The sequence below is a fragment of the Streptomyces sp. NPDC048001 genome (genome assembly GCF_043203115.1).
Taxonomy (GTDB): domain Bacteria; phylum Actinomycetota; class Actinomycetes; order Streptomycetales; family Streptomycetaceae; genus Streptomyces; species Streptomyces sanyensis.
In genome coordinates this window covers 99,055-114,230 of record NZ_JBIDBN010000011.1, presented here as the reverse complement: position 1 = coordinate 114,230, position 15,176 = coordinate 99,055, and the positions used below count along the sequence as shown (strand labels likewise).

The 15,176-nt window shown below is 73.3% G+C and carries 11 protein-coding genes and 1 pseudogene; 1 reads left to right on the top strand and 11 read right to left on the bottom strand.

Annotated elements, in window-relative coordinates:
* Positions 1 to 123: 123 nt before the first annotated feature.
* The 7 genes from topA to ACGF15_RS21300 all read right to left on the bottom strand — a co-directional run bounded on the left by topA (position 124) and on the right by ACGF15_RS21300 (position 10,326).
* Positions 124 to 2,985, bottom strand: coding sequence for a type I DNA topoisomerase (gene topA / locus ACGF15_RS21330; protein WP_345614363.1), 2,862 nt, complete (start codon positions 2,983 to 2,985; stop codon positions 124 to 126).
* Positions 2,986 to 3,218: 233 nt separating this feature from the next.
* Positions 3,219 to 3,416: a hypothetical protein gene (locus ACGF15_RS21325; protein WP_256522660.1), complete on the bottom strand. Its 198-nt coding sequence runs from the start codon at positions 3,414 to 3,416 to the stop codon at positions 3,219 to 3,221.
* Between the two features lie 385 nt (positions 3,417 to 3,801).
* On the bottom strand, positions 3,802 to 5,298 hold the full coding sequence (locus ACGF15_RS21320; protein WP_345614364.1) for a class I SAM-dependent methyltransferase: 1,497 nt from the start codon (positions 5,296 to 5,298) through the stop codon (positions 3,802 to 3,804).
* Between the two features lie 262 nt (positions 5,299 to 5,560).
* Positions 5,561 to 6,145, bottom strand: coding sequence for a small secreted protein (locus ACGF15_RS21315; protein ID WP_345614365.1), 585 nt, complete (start codon positions 6,143 to 6,145; stop codon positions 5,561 to 5,563).
* Between the two features lie 295 nt (positions 6,146 to 6,440).
* The gene (locus tag ACGF15_RS21310; RefSeq protein ID WP_345614366.1) at positions 6,441 to 8,846 is read right to left on the bottom strand and encodes a sodium-translocating pyrophosphatase; all 2,406 of its coding nucleotides are present in this window, start codon (positions 8,844 to 8,846) and stop codon (positions 6,441 to 6,443) included.
* Between the two features lie 596 nt (positions 8,847 to 9,442).
* Positions 9,443 to 9,880 carry an ATP-binding protein gene (locus ACGF15_RS21305; protein ID WP_345614367.1) on the bottom strand — a complete coding sequence of 146 codons (438 nt, stop codon included), beginning with the start codon at positions 9,878 to 9,880 and terminating at the stop codon, positions 9,443 to 9,445.
* A gap of 92 nt (positions 9,881 to 9,972) precedes the next feature.
* Complete coding sequence (locus ACGF15_RS21300) at positions 9,973 to 10,326, bottom strand: STAS domain-containing protein (protein WP_003967428.1); 354 nt, start codon at positions 10,324 to 10,326, stop codon at positions 9,973 to 9,975.
* 78 nt (positions 10,327 to 10,404) lie between these two features.
* On the opposite strand from ACGF15_RS21300, the gene ACGF15_RS21295 reads away from it, so the two are divergent.
* Positions 10,405 to 12,996: a DEAD/DEAH box helicase gene (locus ACGF15_RS21295; RefSeq protein ID WP_392801018.1), complete on the top strand. Its 2,592-nt coding sequence runs from the start codon at positions 10,405 to 10,407 to the stop codon at positions 12,994 to 12,996.
* Positions 12,997 to 13,169: 173 nt separating this feature from the next.
* Here ACGF15_RS21295 and ACGF15_RS21290 read toward each other — a convergent pair.
* From ACGF15_RS21290 to ACGF15_RS21275, 4 genes and pseudogenes are all read right to left on the bottom strand, one after another.
* Positions 13,170 to 13,379: pseudogene (locus ACGF15_RS21290) on the bottom strand (Rv3654c family TadE-like protein); the annotation flags it as partial.
* Positions 13,380 to 13,444: 65 nt separating this feature from the next.
* Positions 13,445 to 13,918, bottom strand: a complete 474-nt coding sequence (locus ACGF15_RS21285) for a TadE family type IV pilus minor pilin (RefSeq protein WP_392801015.1) — start codon at positions 13,916 to 13,918, stop codon at positions 13,445 to 13,447.
* A gap of 97 nt (positions 13,919 to 14,015) precedes the next feature.
* Positions 14,016 to 14,279, bottom strand: coding sequence for a DUF4244 domain-containing protein (locus ACGF15_RS21280; protein ID WP_376428038.1), 264 nt, complete (start codon positions 14,277 to 14,279; stop codon positions 14,016 to 14,018).
* Positions 14,280 to 14,485: 206 nt separating this feature from the next.
* Positions 14,486 to 15,088 (bottom strand): type II secretion system F family protein, encoded by a 603-nt coding sequence (locus ACGF15_RS21275; protein WP_392801012.1) that lies wholly within the window; start codon positions 15,086 to 15,088, stop codon positions 14,486 to 14,488.
* Positions 15,089 to 15,176 lie beyond the last annotated feature (88 nt).

The window sequence follows — 15,176 nt, the reverse complement described above, 5'->3', positions numbered from 1 at the left end:
GGCGGCGAGCGGGGAGACCGGGGCGCAACGGCCCGCAGTCGGGGCGGTCCGGGGCGCGGGCACCGCCGTCGCACCGGGCCGAGGGTGACCGGGCGGGCGCCCGGCGGCGCCCGCCCTCTGCGGCTACTCCTCGGTGGCGGTGGCGGTCCCGGCCGCCGTCTTCGTGGCGGCCGTGGCCTTCTTGGCCGCGGGCTTCTTGGCCGCGGTCGCCGCGGTCTTCGTCGCCGCGGTCTTCTTGGCGGCCGTGGTCTTCTTCGCCGCCGTCTTCTTGGCCGCCGTCTTCTTCGCCGGGGCCTTCTTCGCCGGGGCCTTCTTGGCCGTCTTCTTCGCAGGGCCCTTGGCCCGCTTCTCGGCCAGCAGCTCGTAGCCGCGCTCCGGCGTGATCGCCTCGACGCTGTCGCCGCTGCGCAGTGTGGCGTTGGTCTCGCCGTCGGTGACGTACGGGCCGAAGCGGCCGTCCTTGACGACCACCGGGCGCTCGCTGACGGGGTCGGTGCCCAGTTCCTTCAGCGGGGGCTTGGCCGCGGCCCGGCCGCGCTGCTTGGGCTGCGCGTAGATCGCGAGCGCCTCGTCCAGGGTGATCGTGAAGAGCTGCTCCTCCGTCTCCAGGGAGCGCGAGTCGGTGCCCTTCTTCAGGTACGGGCCGTAGCGGCCGTTCTGCGCGGTGATCTCCACGCCCTCGGCGTCCGCGCCGACGACGCGCGGCAGCGACATCAGCCGGAGCGCGTCCTCCAGCGTGACCGTGTCCAGGGACATCGACTTGAAGAGCGAGGCCGTGCGCGGCTTGACGGCGTTCTTGCCGGTCTTCGGGGTGCCCTCGGGCAGGATCTCGGTGACATAGGGGCCGTAGCGGCCGTCCTTGGCCACGATCGGGCGGCCGGAGACGGGGTCCGTGCCCAGCTCGAAGTCGCCGCTCGGCTTCGCGAGCAGTTCCTCGGCCAGTTCCACGGTCAGTTCGTCGGGCGCGAGGTCGTCGGGGACGTCGGCCCGCTGGTGGTTCTCGGCGTCCTTCTCACCCCGCTCGACATAGGGGCCGTAGCGCCCCACGCGCAGCTTGATGTCGTTGCCGACGGGGAAGCTGGAGATCTCCCGGGCGTCGATCGCGCCGAGGTCGGTCACCAGTTCCTTGAGGCCGCCGAGGTGGTCGCCGTCGCCGTTGCCCGCCTCCGAGGCGGCACCGGCCGCCTCGCCCTCGCCGAAGTAGAAGCGCCTCAGCCACGGCACGGCCTGGGCCTCGCCCCGCGCGATGCGGTCGAGGTCGTCCTCCATCCGCGCCGTGAAGTCGTAGTCCACGAGCCGGCCGAAGTGCTTCTCCAGCAGGTTCACCACGGCGAAGGAGAGGAAGGACGGCACCAGGGCCGTGCCCTTCTTGAACACATAGCCGCGGTCGAGGATGGTGCCGATGATCGACGCATACGTCGACGGGCGGCCGATCTCCCGCTCCTCCAGCTCCTTGACCAGGGACGCCTCGGTGTAGCGGGCGGGGGGCTTGGTGGCGTGGCCGTCGACCGACAGCTCCTCGGCCGTCAGCGCGTCGCCCTCGGCGACCTGCGGCAGGCGGCGCTCGCGGTCGTCGAGCTCGGCGTTCGGGTCGTCGGCGCCCTCGACGTACGCCTTCATGAAGCCGTGGAAGGTGATGGTCTTGCCGGAGGCCGTGAACTCCGCGTCCCGCCCGTCGGCGGCACGGCCGCCGATCCGCACGGTGACGCTGTTGCCGACCGCGTCCTTCATCTGGGAGGCGACGGTCCGCTTCCAGATGAGCTCGTACAGGCGGAACTGGTCACCGGTCAGGCCGGTCTCGCCGGGGGTGCGGAAGCGGTCGCCCGAGGGGCGGATCGCCTCGTGGGCCTCCTGCGCGTTCTTGACCTTGCCGGCGTAGGTGCGGGGCTTCTCGGGCAGGTAGTCCGCGCCGTACAGCTGGGTGACCTGGGCGCGGGCAGCCGCGACGGCCGTGTCGGACAGCGTCGTGGAGTCCGTGCGCATGTAGGTGATGAAGCCGTTCTCGTACAGCTTCTGGGCGATCTGCATCGTCGCCTTGGCGCCGAAGCCGAGCTTCCGGGAGGCCTCCTGCTGGAGGGTCGTCGTACGGAAGGGCGCGTACGGCGAGCGGCGGTAGGGCTTGGACTCGACCGACCGGACGGCGAAGGAGGCGTCCTCCAGCGCGGCGGCCAGAGCCCGGGCGGCGGACTCGTCCAGGTGCAGGACCTGCGAGGACTTGAGGCGGCCGTCCGCGCCGAAGTCGCGGCCCTGGGCGACGCGCCGGCCGTCGACCGTGTTCAGCCGGGCGGTGAGGACCGCCGGGTCGGAGGCGTCCCCGCCCCGGCCGGTGCCGAAGGTCCCGGTGAGGTCCCAGTACTCGGCGGAGCGGAACGCGATGCGCTCGCGCTCCCGCTCCACGACCAGCCGGGTGGCCACGGACTGCACCCGGCCCGCGGACAGCCGCGGCATGACCTTCTTCCACAGGACCGGCGAGACCTCGTAGCCGTAGAGGCGGTCGAGGATGCGCCGGGTCTCCTGGGCGTCGACCATGCGCTTGTTCAGCTCGCGCGGATTGGCCACGGCCTCGCGGATCGCGTCCTTGGTGATCTCGTGGAAGACCATCCGGTGGACGGGCACCTTGGGCTTGAGGACCTCCAGCAGGTGCCAGGCGATGGCCTCGCCCTCGCGGTCCTCATCGGTGGCGAGGTAGAGCTCGTCGGACTCGGCGAGCTGCTCCTTGAGCTTCCTGACCTGTGCCTTCTTGTCGGCGTTGACGACATAGACCGGCTGGAAGTCGTGTTCGACGTCCACACCGAGGCGCCGGACCTCCCCGGTGTACTTCTCCGGTACCTCGGCGGCGCCGTTCGGCAGGTCGCGGATGTGCCCGACGCTCGCCTCGACGACATAGCCGGGGCCGAGGTAGCCCTTGATCGTCTTCGCCTTGGCAGGCGACTCGACGATCACGAGTCGGCGGCCGCCCTGTGCGGTCTCGCTGGTCGGGGACACCTTCGCTCTTCTCTCCGGTCGACATCCGATGGGCGCTCGCAGGGGCGCTGCGCGGCACCGTCGTGCGGTGCCGGTGCGACGGCCCCTGCCGTCACGCTGCTGTCGCTGCGGAGTGTGACGGTACAACCCGCCCCCGTGTCAAACGGCAAAAGCCCGCAACGGCCACTCGAACGGTAACCCGACTCATGCCCTTTATGCCGCCCGGACCGGCAGCTCGGTGTCCCGGCAGGGCCTCACAGGCGGCCGAAGCACCACACCCCGAGCGTGAGGAACGCCGCACCGAAGAGGATCCCGAGCACGGTGGCGGTGGCGGGGTTCACTCCGTGCGCGACCGGCTGCCGGTGGCCGAGGCGCACACCCGTCCACAGCAGGAGTCCGGCTCCGAACAGCGCGAACGCCGTTCCGGCGAAGATCGCTGGTCCGCTCTCCATGGCTCCACCCGGCCCTTCCCTGGCACCTGTGCGCATCGGAGGCCGAGGTTGGCACCTTCGGACGTCGCCGATGCGAATTCCCGGTGAACGGCACATGGGATCACCCGCTCGGTCCCGCCGGGCGGGCGTGGCGCGGGGAGCCCGTGCCGCGCGGCCCTGCGTGCGGAGCGGCGGACGGCGCCGAACCGCAGAGCGGACGGTGGCCGAATCCATCGGGAGAACCGACCGGAACAGATCGGCACGGGCTTCCCGGGAGCGCACGGGTGTGCGCGCCCGGCCCCGGCGCGGCCCGGCAGCCTGCCCGGCGCGGCGCAGCCCCGGCGCGGCGTGGCCCGGCCCGGACGGGCTGCCAGCGGCACGGACCGCCGCGGCCGGCGTCGGCCACTCAGAGCACCGGCTCCAGGAACCCCTCCTCCACCAGGAGCCTCAGCGCCCGCGGTGTCCGGTCGCGGAGCAGCACCGGGTCCTCGTCGATCAGCTGGGCGATCGCGTCCAGGATGCGTCCCGCGCTCAGCGTGCCGTCGCAGGCGCCCGCGAACCCGGCACCGACCGTGTCCACCGTGGTGGCCCTGCGCATCCCGCGGTTCTGGCGCAGCACCACGTGCTCGGGGTCCTCGGCGCCCGGGAGGCCGACCTGCTCCTGGACGACCTCGGCGGCGAGCCGGAAGCGGTCGGCGAGCAGGGCCGCGTCGTCGCGGGTCCGCAGGTAGTCCTGGCGGTCGAAGTGCGCGCGGACCGTCTCGCCGAGCGGCTGCTCCACGGGGTGGGGCCACTCCTCGACGACGACCGACGGCCGGTCCGAACCGGACTTGCGCAGCGTGATCCAGCCGAAGCCGACGGCCTTGGTGTCCCGCGCCTCGAACTCGTCCAGCCAGGCGTCGTACCGGGCCGCATAGGCGGCGGGGTCGGTGCGGTGGTCCCCCGCGTCGCGGAGCCACAGCTCGGCGTACTGGGTGACGTCCTGCACCTCGCGCTGCACGATCCAGGCGTCGCAGCCGCGGGGCACCCAGGAGCGCAGCCGGTCCTGCCACTCCTCTCCCTTCACGTGCTGCCAGTTGGCGAGGAACTGGGCGTACCCGCCGTCGTTCAGCCTGTCCCCCGCCTGCTGGACCAGCAGACGGCACAGGTCGTCGCCGCCCATGCCCCCGTCGCGGTAGGTCAGCCGGGCACCGGGAGAGATCACGAACGGCGGGTTGGAGACGATCAGGTCGTAGGTGTCCGAGCCGACGGGCTCGAAGAGCGAGCCCTCGCGCAGATCGGCGTCGCCCGCGCCCGAGAGCGCCAGGGTGAGGCGGGTGAAGGCGAGGGCCCGGGGGTTGAGGTCCGTCGCGGTCACCCGGGTGGCGTGCTGGGCCGCGTGGAGCGCCTGGATCCCGGAACCCGTGCCCAGGTCCAGGGCGGAGGCGACGGGCGTCCGCACGGTGATTCCGGCCAGCGTGGTCGACGCCCCGCCGACGCCGAGGACGACACCCTCCGACTGGTCGCCCGCGCCACCGGCCCCGCCCACGGCGCAGCCGAGGTCGGACACGATGTACCAGTCCTGGCCCTCCGGACCGCCGTAGGGGCGGATGTCCACGGCGGCGAGCACCTGGTCGCCGTCGCGGGTCAGCCAGCCCCCGGCGAGGCATTCCTCCAGCGGCAGCGCGGTGCGGGCGCGTTCGAGGGGCACCGGCCGCTGGAGCAGGAACAGGCGCACCAGCGCCTCCAGGGCGCCGTCCCCTCGGGTGGCCCGCAGGGCGGGGACCGTCTCGCTGCGGGCCAGCGCCGCGTAGGCGGGTGCCCCGAGCAGGTCGAGGAGGCCGTCGGCGGTGAACTCCGCGGCGGCGAAGGCCTCACGGAGTCGTCGGGCATGGTCGGCTGTGGGAAGGGTGGCGGTGCTCACCCGTCCATTGTGGGGGGCGCCGCCGACGGTTGCCGCCCGCGGCACCGGCGTCCTGTCGGCGGGCTGCGCCCCGCTGCCGCCTCCGGGCGGGTCCGCTTCCGGGCGGGTCCGCTTCCGGGCGGGTCCGCTTCCCCCGGGCGCCGGACGGGCCGGAGCGTGGGGCCCCGGGCCGGGCGGACGCGTCACCGCACGTGGGCGCCTCCCGCCGGTGCGGCCCGGCGCTTCGCGGCGCCGCCCCGGCGGGAGGCGGCGCCGTCCGGGCTCATGCCGCGGGCGAGGCGGAGGATCCCGAGGCGGGGCTGGAGGCGTCGGCGCGCTGGCAACCGGGCTGCTTCGCCATGGCGGCGCCGAGCTCGCCGGACTGGAGCTTGTTCAGGGCTTCCTGGTCCATCGTCTCGATCTTCTTCAGGCCGTCCGCCACACCCTGGAGTCCGTCGGCGAACTTCTGCTGGTCGTCGGGGTTCAACCCGTCGATCTGGTCCTTGAGCTTCAGGTACTCGGCGGCGGTGGCCTCCAGCTCCTTCACCGCGTCGTTCTGGAGCTGCTCCCCGTTCTCCACGGGCGGAACGCCGGCGTCGCGTACCGCCTTCGCGAGCGCGTTGTCCGCTGCGGCGATGTCCGCGAACGCCTTGGAGTCGGCGGCCTGGATGTCCGCGGGCTCGCCGTCGGCGGCGGTCGAGATGATGGCCTGCTGGGCGTCGGCCCTCTTCTGGATCTGCGGCTCGGCGGCGTCGCAGACCTTCTTGGCCCAGTCGTTGACCTTCTCCTCGCTGTCGTCACCGCATCCCGACAGCACCAGCACCAGCACCGCAGTGCCGGACAGCGCGGCCGCAAGTTTCTTGTTCACCGGATCGGTCCCTTCCAAGGCGCTCTCGGCCCCGGAACATACACGCCGCACGGGTGACGACCATACGCGGGAAGTCCGCTTCATACGCTATTGAAGCCATTTGCACCAAGAGAGAGACACCTCACTCCGCAGCACCGGGACACCCCGGCCGCAAGGCCGACCGGAGGCCCCTGGCGGACGGCACATCACCCCGCGCCACGGGCCCGGTCATGACGAAGCATCACCTCTTCTGTCCGCAGTCCGCCGCGGCGGACCCCGGCCCCGGGTAGGCCCGGGGCCGGGGCTCCGCCCGCGATCACCTCATGGCCGCCGGGCCCGGCGGGGCGGCGTCCCGGTCGGGTGCGCCGCCCTCGTCGCCGACGGCGATCCCGCGCCGCTTGGAGGCGTAGACGGCCCCCGCGATCACCAGCACGGCCACCACCGACACCAGGGCGCGAATCCCCGCGTCGGCGTCCTCTCCGAAGCTGAACTGCACCACCGCCGGGGCGATCAGCAGGGCCACCAGGTTCATCACCTTCAGCAGCGGGTTGATGGCCGGCCCGGCGGTGTCCTTGAACGGGTCCCCGACGGTGTCGCCGATCACCGTGGCCTCGTGGGCGTCACTGCCCTTGCCTCCGTGGTGGCCGTCCTCGACCAGCTTCTTGGCGTTGTCCCAGGCTCCTCCGGAGTTGGCGAGGAACACGGCCATCAGGGTGCCCGTCCCGATGGCTCCCGCGAGGAAGGCACCGAGCGCCCCGACGCCCAGCGTGAAGCCCACGGCGATGGGCGTCAGCACGGCCAGGAGTCCCGGAGTGGCCAGCTCCCGCAGGGCGTCCTTGGTGCAGATGTCCACCACCCGCCCGTACTGGGGCTTCTCCGTGTAGTCCATGATTCCCGGGTGCTCCCGGAACTGCCGCCGCACCTCGTAGACGACCGCTCCGGCGGACCGCGAGACGGCGTTGATGGCGAGCCCGGAGAAGAGGAAGACCACGGCGGCTCCCAGCACGAGGCCGACCAGGTTGTTGGGCTGGGAGATGTCCATGACCAAGGTCATGGGCGCGCCGTCGCCGAGGGTCTCGCCCACGTCCCGCGCGGCGGTGGCGATCGCGTCGCGGTAGGAGCCGAAGAGCGCCGAGGCGGCGAGGACGGCCGTGGCGATGGCGATGCCCTTGGTGATGGCCTTGGTGGTGTTGCCCACGGCGTCGAGGTCGGTGAGCACCTGGGCGCCCTCGCCCTCGACGTCACCCGACATCTCGGCGATGCCCTGGGCGTTGTCGGAGACCGGGCCGAAGGTGTCCATGGCGACGATGACGCCGACCGTGGTCAGCAGCCCGGTCCCGGCCAGCGCCACCGCGAAGAGCGCGAGCATGATCGAGGTGCCGCCGAGCAGGAACGCCCCGTACACCCCGAGTCCGATCAGCAGTGCGGTGTAGACGGCGGATTCGAGGCCGATCGAGATGCCGGCGAGGACGACGGTGGCCGGGCCGGTCAGGGAGGACTTGCCGATGTCGCGCACGGGCCGCCGGGTCGTCTCGGTGAAGTAGCCGGTCAGCTGCTGGATGAGGGCGGCGAGGACGATGCCGATCGCGACGGCCACCAGCGCCAGGATCCTGGGGTCGCCGCCGTGCCCGGCGATGGCCGGGTCCTCGACGCCGTCCAACTGCGCGTAGTCGGAGGGGAGGTAGGAGAAGACGGCGACGGCGACCAGGCCGAGGGAGATCACCGCCGAGATGAAGAAGCCGCGGTTGATCGCGGTCATCCCGCTGCGGTCCGCACGCCGGGGCGCGACCGCGAAGATGCCGATCATCGCGGTGACCACGCCGATGGCCGGGACGATCAGCGGGAAGGCGAGCCCGGCGTCCCCGAAGGCCGCCTTGCCGAGGATGAGCGCCGCCACGAGGGTGACGGCGTAGGACTCGAAGAGGTCCGCTGCCATTCCGGCGCAGTCGCCGACGTTGTCCCCGACGTTGTCCGCGATGGTCGCCGCGTTGCGCGGGTCGTCCTCCGGGATGCCCTGCTCGACCTTGCCGACGAGGTCGGCCCCGACGTCGGCGGCCTTGGTGAAGATGCCGCCGCCGACACGCATGAACATGGCGATGAGGGCGGCACCGAGCCCGAAGCCCTCCAGGACCTTGGGGGCGTCCGCCGCGTAGACCAGGACGACGCAGGAGGCGCCCAGCAGGCCGAGGCCCACCGTGAACATGCCGACGACGCCCCCGGTACGAAAGGCGATCTTCATCGCCTTGTGGGCGACCGCGGTCAGGTCCTTACCGGCTGCGTCCTTTTCCAGGCTCGCCTCGCGGGCCGCCGCGGCGACGCGCACATTGGCGCGCACCGCCAATCGCATTCCGATGTAACCGGTGGCAGCGGAGAAGGCCGCACCCACCAGGAAGAACACGGATCGGCCGATGCGCTGCGGCCAGTCGTCCGCGGGAAGGAGGAGCAGCAGGAAGAACACGGCGACCGCGAAGACCCCGAGTGTGCGCAGCTGCCGGGCCAGATAGGCGTTCGCGCCTTCCTGGACGGCCGCCGCGATCTTCTTCATGGACTCGGTGCCCTCGCCCGCGGCGAGGACCTGGCGCACCAGGAGCTGGGCCACGAGCAGTGCGGCGAGTGCGACGACCGCGATGACCACGATGATCACCCGGTTGCCGTCGGTCAGCACCGCATCGGCGAGGAAGGGCGGAGGTTCGGCCGACTGAGGGAGGGAGAGCCCCGGCATTCGTCCTCCTTGATGTTCAGACCTCAAGATGTGGACGGATTGTAGGGAGCAGAACACGATCAAAGAAGGGCGCAGAATTTTCTGACGGCAGCGTTCTGCCACATGAAATTGATCAGGTTGGCACAATGTTTGCGCGATATACCGGAAGGCCGTAACGGGCCAAGGGCATGCGGTCTGAGAGCGGCTATCCGGGAGCCTGGACAAAGGCCCTGTTCAACAGGCTTCCCCTCGCGCGAAAATCTTCTCGTCCGCGACACGCGCAATCACCCGTACGGCCCTCACCCGGGTGGGGCAGGGCCGACGTGGATCTGTCCGAAGGGGTGCGGTATCCGCGAGTGGGCGGACCGGTCCCGGGAATCGGCGGGGCGGGTTCCCGGGGGCCCTGCCGGCCCCGGGGGACGGGCCTCGGCGGGAGGTGAGGTCCCGGGCCTCGGCGCCCCGGGAGCGCGGAGGCCCCGCGGGTGCGGCTCGGCGGACGCCGTCCGGGGCGGAGAGCCCGGGCGGCAGGGCAGGGGCGACGGTGGCGCCCCGCGGTCCCACCGCGGACCGGCGGGACCGGACGGCGGGTGGAACCGGGACCGGACGACGGGTGGAACTCAGACCGCCGGCGGTGGCGTCGCCGGCCAGCTCATGCGGATCACGCCGCCGACGTCGGTGGTGGAGACCTCCATGTCGTCGACAAGGCCGCTGATCACGGCGAGGCCCATCTCGTCCTCCTCCTCGGAGTCCGCGGCCCCGTCGGCACCGCCCGCACGCCCGTCACCGGAATCAGCCGCGCCCACGCCGGTGACCTCGTCGCCGACCTCGATGGAGAACGCCTTCTCCTCCTCGGAGAGCACGACCCGCACGGGCGAGGTCAGACCGTGGCTGCGGTGCAGCCCGACCGCGCGGCTGCACGCCTCGCCGACCGCGAGCCGGACCTCGTCCAGCACCGCCTCGTCGACCCCGGCGCGCCGCGCCACGGCCGCGGCGACGAGCCTGGCCGTCCTGACGTGCTCAGGCTGCGCACTGAAGCGGAGCTCGACGGTGGCCATACGGATCCCCCTGGAGAGAGCGAGCGTGCGTGCCAGGGGCCCGGGCTGGCGGCCCGGTACCCCTTCCCTTCTTCCGGCAGTCCGGGCGACCGTCAGTCCGTCGCCGCGACGGCCTCGTCGACCGTGGTGTGGATGGGGAACACCTTGGTGAGGCCGGTGATCCGGAAAATCTTGAGAATGCGCTCCTGGTTGCAGACCAGGCGCAGCGAACCCTCGTGGGCACGCACGCGCTTCAGGCCGCCGACGAGCACGCCCAGGCCGGTGGAGTCGAGGAAGTCCACGCCCTCCATGTCGACAACCAGGTGGTAGCTGCCGTCGTTCACCAACTCGACCAACTGCTCGCGCAGCTTGGGCGCGGTATAGACATCAATCTCGCCACCGACCTCGACGACCGTACGGTCGCCACCAGGGCCGGACACATTGCGAGTCGACAGGGACAGGTCCACGGATCCTCCAGCACCTTGCTATCGAGCGGCCGCCTCTCAGGTCTCCCGAACGGAGCCGGAGGGCGGTCGCCAGCCGCCATGGCATTCAATCACTTACCAGCAGCCATGCACGACGCCTTGGGACCATTGTCCGTCATGCCGGTGACACACTCGGTGCCGATGGCCAAGAAACAGCGTCCCAGTCGACCCCCCGCGACCGGGGAGGACAGGCCCTCCCCCGGAGAGGTCCTCGACCGACTCACCGCAGGCGGGAGCCGGGCTGCGCGCATCACTCATACGGAGCACCTGCCCCCCAGGGCGGGGCGCCATGCAGTCTGGCCCCACCGCATCCGCGCGGAGGTGATCTCCGCCGTCCAGGAGGCGGGTGTCGAGCACCCGTGGACGCACCAGGCCGAGGCGGCGGAGCACGCGCTGGACGGCACCTCGGTGGTGATCGCCACCGGCACGGCCTCCGGGAAGTCCCTGGCCTACCTGGTGCCGGTGCTGCACACCCTCCTCGACGGGGCCGAGGCCGCGAACGGGCGCGGCACCACGGCCCTCTACCTCGCCCCGACCAAGGCCCTGGCGGCAGACCAGCGGCGTGCCGTCAGGGAGCTGGCCGCCCCGCTGGGCAACCGGGTGCGGCCCGCGGTGTACGACGGGGACACCCCGGTCGAGGAGCGGGAGTGGGTGCGCCAGTACGCCAACTACGTGCTGACCAACCCGGACATGCTGCACCGGGGCATCCTCCCTGCGCACCCGCGCTGGTCCTCCTTCCTGCGCTCGCTGCGCTACGTGGTGGTCGACGAGTGCCACACCTACCGGGGAGTGTTCGGCTCCCACGTCGCCCAGGTCCTGCGCCGCCTGCGCCGCCTGTGCGCCCGCTACGGGGCCGACCCCGTCTTCCTGCTCGCCTCGGCCACCGCGGCGGACCCGGCCGCCGCAGCCGGGCGCCTGACGGGCCTGCCCGTACGGGAGGTCGCGGACGACGCCTCACCGCGCGGCGAACTCGTCTTCGCGCTGTGGGAGCCCCCGCTGACCGAGCTGCACGGGGAGAAGGGGGCACCGGTGCGGCGCACGGCGACCGCCGAGACGGCGGACCTGCTCACCGACCTGACCGTCCAGGGGGTGCGCAGCGTCGCCTTCGTGCGCTCGCGGCGGGGCGCCGAGCTGGTCTCCGTGATCGCCAAGGAGAGGCTCGCCGAGGTCGACTCCTCGCTCCCCCGGCGCGTGGCCGCGTACCGCGGGGGCTACCTGGCAGAGGAGCGGCGCGCGCTGGAACGCGCCCTCCACTCCGGCGAACTCCTGGGACTGTCCGCGACGACCGCTCTGGAGCTGGGAATCGACGTGGCCGGACTGGATGCCGTGGTGATCGCCGGGTACCCCGGGACACGCGCGTCCCTGTGGCAGCAGGCCGGACGGGCCGGCCGCTCCGGGCGGGGCGCCCTCGCGGTGCTGGTGGCCCGGGACGATCCGCTGGACACCTATCTGGTGCACCATCCGGAGGCGCTGTTCCGGCGGCCCGTGGAAAGCACCGTCCTCGATCCGGACAACCCCTACGTCCTGGCGCCGCACCTCTGCGCGGCAGCCGCCGAGGCACCGCTGACGGACGCCGACCTGGGGCTCTTCGGGCCGGCCGCCGCTGGACTGATGCCGCAGCTGGAGCACGCCCGGCTGCTGCGCCGCCGAGCCTCCGGCTGGCACTGGACGCGCCGCGAACGCGCCGCGGACCTGACCGACATCCGGGGCGGTGGCGCGCGGCCGGTGCAGATCGTGGAGGCGGGCACGGGGCGACTGCTGGGGACGGTGGACGAGGCCGCCGCGCACGCGTCCGTGCACGACGGCGCCGTCCATCTCCACCAGGGCCGGACCTATCTGGTGAAGCGGCTCGACCTGGAGGACTCGGTCGCCCTGGTCGAGGAGGCCTCCCCGCCGTACTCGACCACGGCGAGGGACACCACGGCCGTGTCCGTGCTGGAGACCGACATCGAGGTCCCCTGGGGGGACGGGCGCCTGTGCTACGGCTCCGTTGAAGTCACCAGCCAGGTCGTGTCCTTCCTTCGCCGCAGGGTCGTGACGGGCGAGGTGCTCGGGGAGACCAAGCTGGACCTGCCGCCCCGGACGCTGCGGACCCGTGCGGTGTGGTGGACGGTCACCGAGGACCAGCTGGACGCGGCGCGGATCGGCCCGGAGCAGCTCGGAGGGGCCCTGCACGCCGCCGAGCACGCGTCGATCGGGATGCTGCCGCTCTTCGCCACCTGCGACCGCTGGGACATCGGCGGGGTCTCGGTGCCCCTGCACCCGGACACGCTGCTGCCGACCGTCTTCGTGTACGACGGGCACCCCGGCGGCGCGGGCTTCGCGGAGCGGGCTTTCCACACCGCGGCCGAGTGGCTCACGGCCACCCGTGAGGCCATCGCCGCCTGCGAGTGCGAGGCGGGGTGCCCCTCCTGCATCCAGTCGCCCAAGTGCGGCAACGGCAACGATCCCCTGCACAAGCGCGGGGCGGTCCGGCTCCTCGGCGAGCTGCTGCGGGCCTCCCCGGGAGCCCCGCGCGCTCCCCGGGCGGCGGATCCGGCATCGGGCGCGCCGCCGGACGCGGACAGCTGCGCCGGGTCCGGTGGGCCGACCGGTCCGGCAGAGCCCGCGGCCGACACCACGGGCGAGGATCCCCGCGGCACGGACGGCTGACCCCGGGAGCCGAGCGCCGACCCCGCCGGGCGCCCCGCCTGCGAGGCCGTCCAGCCCGCCGCGCGGAAGGCCGGCGCAGGGGCGGCAGCGTGCGCGCCGTGCCAGGCCTCCGGCGGCCCGGCCCGGGCCCTGCTGCGCAGGGTGTACGGGCCGAGGCGCACGGCCGCGGTGACATCGGCGAGCTCACCGCTCACCGCACAGCGGGCCAGCTCCGCCCGGTGGGCACGGGCCACCGCGCGCGCTCGGCCGCAGGCCGCGAGCGGGCCGCCGAGGGCGTGGTCCGCGGCGGCCAGGGCCGCGAGATCCGCCGCCGCCGCGGCCCGGTGCCGGGCCACGGCAGCCTGGCCCAGTGCGAGGGCGACGGCGAAGACCGCGCACAGCACGGTCGCGAGCGAGGCCACCCAGACCGTGGCCGACCCGGCGTCCCGGGGCCGGCGACCCCAGCACCTCACCGCGGCACCGCCCCGGGTCCCGCCCCCGGCACGGAACGCACCGCACCTTCCGGTACCGCGCCGGGACTGGTGCGGCTCGGGTGCGCGCGGACGCCGTGACGGTCCGTACCCGGCTCTCCGCGGGCCCGGGATGCGCCGGCGAAGTCGCCGCCGCGCACAGTGTCCTCCGCGAGGGCGGCCGCCTCGGCCTCCAGTGAGAGTCCGAGCCCGCCGGGTCCGGGTGCGTCGGCCTCGACCCGCACATGCCAGAGGTCGCCACGCCGTGACACCGCCACCCGCGCCCCTTGGGGGCCGAGTGAGCGCGCCGCGGCGACGGCCACCGGGACGGGCTCGGACCGGGCTGCCGCACGCGCACCGGCGCGCGCGGCGTCCACGCACTGGATCTGGGCTGCGACCGCCGTCAGCGCCCAGACCAGCCCCATGGCGAAGGCCACCAGAGCGGGCAGGGCCACCGCCGTCTCGGCCGTCACCGATCCCCGGTCGTCCCGCCGGGGACGCGTCGTGACCGGCGCAGGACGTCTGCGCCGGAGCCGGACCGCCGACCGGACACGGTGCGGGGCACTCCGCTCAGAACTGGACATCGAGGGCCCTGCCGATCACCGCTTCGAGAGCCTGGGTCACCGCCCCGCTGGTGACCACCTTGTAGAGGACGGCGGCGAAGGCGCAGGCGGCGATCGTTCCCATCGCGTACTCGGACGTCGTCATCCCGCGATCCCCTCGGAGCGCGGTCAACCGGCCGCGGACACGGAGCAGCGGGGCGGCCGAGGCGCCGGCGCTCGGACGGCGGGTGCGGCGCAGCGGCCGCCGGAACGTCCTCAGGGTGCAGGACATGAGGGTGCTGAACATGCTCGACCTCCAGTCGAGAGGGGTTTTCGTGGATGTGGTGGACGAACGCGGGGGGGGGGAGGGCGTCGCTTCACCGGCTTCGGTCGCCACGCACGCCGCGGCTCCGGGCTTCTCGTTCGGGCCGAGGCCGACGCGCGCCCCGCCGTGGGAGCGCCGGGGCCGACGTCCGGCCGCCCGCCGGAGAGGGTCCGTCAGGCGGGACGGAGCAGGCCGCTCGCCAGCCCGATGAGCACAGGTGCGACCCCGATGGCGAGGAACGCGGGGAGGAAGCAGAGCCCCACGGGCGCGGTGATCCTCACCTGGGCGCGTCGCCCGCGTGCGACGGCTCTGCGGGCGCGTGCGGCCCGTAGCAGGTCGGCCGTACGCGCCGTCGGCTCCGCCGCCGGGGACCCCGTGGCGTCGGCGCGTTCCAGGCAGCGGGCGAGCGCCTCGGCGTCGAGCGCGGCTCCGAGCCAGGCCCAGGCCTCCGCGGGTTCTCTCCCCAGCCTCAGCTGAGCGGTGACCGCGGTGAGGCAGCCTCCGACAGCTCCGCCCAATGACTCGCCCACCGCCTGGGCCGCTTCGCGCGGTCCGGCTCCTGCGGAGAGGCAGGCCGCCAGGAGGTCCGCGGCGAGCGGCAGTTGCCGTGCCGCCTCCTCCGGCTGGACCATCCGGGCGGCGTGCTCCAGGGAAGCCGGACCGCCCTGAGCCGTGGCTCCCGTGGCCCGGGCCCTTGCGGGCCCGGCCCGTGAGCGGCGGCGCAGCGCCGCGTGGAGAGCCGCACCGGCGACGAGCCCCACGACAGCGCCCGCCACACCCTCCAGCAGCGCGGCACAGGCAACCGCCGTGCACAGGGCCCCGTGAGCGCTCGCGCCCGGGGCCGTGGAAGGCGCGTACGCGGTC